Here is a 3,690-nt window from a genome sequence, read left to right as displayed (position 1 = left end):
GGGATTTGTTGGCCCGCGGCGCGGTGGATCTGGGGGTGGATCCCTCGGAAATCTTGGCTACGCTGCGGCGCATGGTGTCGGGGGCGGTCGCAGTTTAGTTGTGCCGAGCGCAGGAAGAACATCCGGGCTATAGTCAAGGCAAAGGAGTCTAGGGCAGCAAAGAGGTTGAGTATCTCCATGGCCACGGTTCTGCAGGCGCGTCCCCGCCAGTTCGTGAACACCCCCTATATTGAGCGGATTACTCGCCGCGCTTTGCGCTATTTGCAATCGGGCTTTGCGGTGCATTTGCGGGGGCCTTCGGGTACGGGCAAAACCACTTTGGCGATGCATCTGGCCAGCCTGCTGGGCCGCCCCATCATGCTGATCTATGGGGATGACCGCTTCGATTCTTCCGACCTCATCGGGGGGCGCACCGGTTTTACCCATCGGCGGGTGGTGGACAACTTCATTCACTCGGTGGTGAAGACGGAGGAGGATGTGCAGCAGCGCTGGGTGGATGCCCGCCTCACCTTGGCTTGCCGAGAGGGGTTTACCCTCATCTACGACGAGTTCAATCGCTCCCGCCCTGAGGCCAACAATGCTCTCCTGAGTGCCTTGGAGGAGAGGCTGCTGGTGTTGCCGCCGGACAGCAACCGCTCGGAATATCTGCGGGTGCATCCCCAGTTCCGGGCCATTTTTACCTCTAACCCGGAGGAATATACCGGGGTTCACAGGGCCCAAGATGCGCTGCTGGATCGGATGATCACCATCGATATGGGGGAGCCGGACATCGAGACCGAAAAGGAAATTCTCACCTCGCGAATAGGCTTATCCGGCCCCGACGCCCTCAAGATCGTCCACATTGTGCGGGCTTTTCGCCGCAAGTTGGATCTGACGCGCCACCCCAGCCTGCGCAGTTGTTTGATGATCGGGCGCATTGTCAAGGAACATGAGCTGGCAGTTAGCAAAGAGAATGCCGATTTTCGCGCTTTGTGTGCGGATGTGCTGTTGCCGCGAGCCGGCAAGCGCTATGAAGAGGGATCCCAGTTGCTGAATTATCTGCTAGACCAACTGCCTGGCTGAGTCTTTTGCCTGTTGGTACGCTTTGGAGGTCGATTAACCCTGTGCCGATTAGCTCTCAACCCTTGACCACGGCTACTCACGGCTCCTCGCTGGCCGATGTGCTGGAGCGGGTGCTGGATAAGGGCATTGTGATCGCCGGAGACATCACCGTTTCGGTGGGCAATGTGGAGTTGCTGAATGTGCGCATTCGCCTGCTGATTTCTTCGGTGGATAAGGCCAAGGAGATCGGCATCAATTGGTGGGAATCGGATCCCTACCTCAACAGCCAGGCGCGGGAGCTGCTGGAAGCCAACCGACAGCTCATGCAGCGGGTTGCCGAATTGGAAAGACAGCTTGCCCAAGCTCTGCCCCAGGGGGGAAAGGGAACGGACCCATAGGCTGCCCCCCGCCATTGTGACCTGGATTGACGGGCTAGACTGGCTGCTGTGGTGGTTTGACGGGGTGATGGGGCATGGCTTTGGAGATGGCGTTTGACCGGAAGGGTTGGCAGCGGCTAGGGACGCTGGGCTGGGCTGTGGGTGTGGTGCTGGCCCTTGGAATCCCGGCCTGGGGTCAAAATCCTCGTGCCATCAGCATCAGCGCCGATGTGCAGGAGGCCAACGCCAACACAGGGGTTTTTACGGCCATTGGCAATGTCACCCTCAGTTTTCCTGCCGAGCGGCTTACGGCCCGCGCCCAAAGAGCTGTGTATTACAGCCAGGAGCAACGCATTGAGCTGGAGGGCCAGGTCATCATCAACCAAGGGGAGAATCAGTTGCAAGCAGAGAAGGTCATTTACCACATCGACAAGGGCACCATCCAAGCAGTGCCATCGGCAGGGCGGCAAGTGGAGTCCATCTACGTTTTGCCGGAGCCCAGCTCAAGTCCTTAGCTGATCCCCACACTTTTTTCCAGCAGCACGGACTCAGCCAACACGGCTATACCGTGATTTCGTCACCGATCATCCCAGCCTGCAGGGTTTCCCTCACCCCCAACCCCTCTCTCAAAAGGAGAGGGGAGCCAGGGACAGACATAACAAATCGTTTCATTGCTGTTTGAAATGACTACATTTGAAATGACTACACATGGGGCAGCGCTGGAAACGAGCTCGGGGAATGTCGGCTTAGATCCGTTTAGGATGTAGTAGTTCGGGCGGCAGACTTTTTCCCTGACTCTGAATCAAAGGATGGCTGATGGATGTTCGGGATCCGAGTTCCTCACCCCTGGCAACGAGAGGCACAGGTCACTCCAGAAGAGATGTTTTTCAGCCGGCGGCAATTTCTAGCGCAACTGGGATCCGTTGGGGTGGGAGCCAGTTTTTCTATTTTTGGGTTTGGTAGCAGGGGAGCTGCTCCCTCGGTAGAACGAGAGCTGAGGGGGATCCCACTCAACCCCCACTTTTCGGATGTGGGCAGGCCCGTCACCGAGGAGATTGTAGCTACTCGTTACAACAACTTTTACGAGTTTGGCTCCGGAAAGCGCGTCTGGCGGGCTGCACAGGCTTTGCCCACGGATCCCTGGACTGTCGAGATTGGCGGGCTGGTGCGGCATCCTCAGCGGTTGGGCTTGGAAGATCTGTTTCACTTTCCCCTCGAAGAGCGCATCTACCGCTTTCGTTGTGTGGAAGCCTGGGCGATGGTGGTGCCGTGGTTGGGCTTTCCGATGCGGCTGCTGCTGGAACGGGTGGATCCTTTGCCGACGGCTCGATTTGTCCGCTTCACTTCCTTTTACGATCCGGAAATTATGCCTGGCCCAATCTGGCCCCCCAACTTGCCTTGGCCCTACACGGAAGGGTTGCGGATCGAGGAAATGGCCAACGAGTTGGCCTTTTTTGCCCTCGGCGTTTATGGCAAGCCGTTGCCCAAACAGCACGGAGCGCCAATTCGCATGGTGGTTCCCTGGAAGTATGGCTTTAAGGGGGGAAAATCCATCGTCAAAATCGAGCTTTTGGATCATCAACCCTCCACGTTTTGGAATACCCTCGCCCCTGAGGAGTATGGATTTGAGGCCAATGTGGATCCTAGGGTGCCCCACCCCCGCTGGTCACAGGAGCAGGAAGTCTTGATCGGTTTCGGATCCCGTTCCCAGTGGCAAATCGTTCCCACCTTGCCCTACAACGGGTACGGAGAGTATGTTGCCCACTTATATGGCTGAACTTGTATGTCTGAAGACGCCCACGAAAGGATTCGAACCTCCGACACCTGGGACCGGAACCCAGTGCTCTAGTCCACTGAGCTACGTGGGCAATGCAACTGCATTAACCATCATATCTGCTGACTTTCAGTTCTGCCAAGGGGGCAAAGCTGCGGCGGTGCTGCGGGGTGGGCCCCAAGTTCTGCAACGCCAGTCGGTGCTCCCGCGTGCCATAGCCAGCGTTGGTGCGCCAGCCGTAGCCGGGGTACTGCCGATCCCAGCTCTGCATCAAGGCATCTCGCCAGACTTTGGCCACAACTGAAGCAGCGGCAATGGAGAGGCTGATGTGATCCCCCTTGACCAGGGCCGTTTGCCGGGATCCCAGCTCGGCCAGCGGCAATCCATCCAGCAAAATGTGTTCGATTGGATCCAACTTGGCCAAAGCCCGCTGCATGGCTAGCACCGTGGCCTGGCGAATGTTGAGCCGGTCGATCTCAGCAGCAGAGGCACTGCCAA

General features: G+C 57.9%; 5 protein-coding genes and 1 tRNA gene. 4 read left to right on the top strand and 2 right to left on the bottom strand.

All coding sequences use genetic code 11. The features are described from left to right. The first annotated feature begins 177 nt into the window (after positions 1–177). The 4 genes from gvpN to msrP all read left to right on the top strand — a co-directional run bounded on the left by gvpN (position 178) and on the right by msrP (position 3,195). Positions 178–1,062, top strand: a complete 885-nt coding sequence (gene gvpN / locus NW819_RS09175) for a gas vesicle protein GvpN (RefSeq protein ID WP_011433426.1) — start codon at positions 178–180, stop codon at positions 1,060–1,062. 41 nt (positions 1,063–1,103) lie between these two features. After that, on the top strand, positions 1,104–1,439 hold the full coding sequence (locus NW819_RS09170) for a gas vesicle protein (RefSeq protein WP_011433425.1): 336 nt from the start codon (positions 1,104–1,106) through the stop codon (positions 1,437–1,439). Between the two features lie 74 nt (positions 1,440–1,513). Beyond that, the gene (locus NW819_RS09165) at positions 1,514–1,933 is read left to right on the top strand and encodes an LptA/OstA family protein (protein ID WP_011433424.1); all 420 of its coding nucleotides are present in this window, start codon (positions 1,514–1,516) and stop codon (positions 1,931–1,933) included. A 305-nt stretch (positions 1,934–2,238) separates the two neighbouring features. Next, positions 2,239–3,195, top strand: coding sequence for a protein-methionine-sulfoxide reductase catalytic subunit MsrP (gene msrP / locus NW819_RS09160; RefSeq protein ID WP_414413552.1), 957 nt, complete (start codon positions 2,239–2,241; stop codon positions 3,193–3,195). 17 nt (positions 3,196–3,212) lie between these two features. Here msrP and NW819_RS09155 read toward each other — a convergent pair. After that, positions 3,213–3,286, bottom strand: a tRNA-Arg gene (locus NW819_RS09155). Between the two features lie 12 nt (positions 3,287–3,298). Further along, positions 3,299–3,690: ribonuclease HII (locus tag NW819_RS09150; protein ID WP_414413551.1), on the bottom strand; the 392-nt coding region annotated here is incomplete at its 5' end.

Source organism: Synechococcus sp. R8-2 (assembly GCF_047461715.1).
Taxonomy (GTDB): Bacteria; Cyanobacteriota; Cyanobacteriia; order Thermostichales; family Thermostichaceae; genus Thermostichus.
Note: the sequence above shows the minus strand (reverse complement) of the source record. Positions and strands in the feature narration are given on the sequence as shown.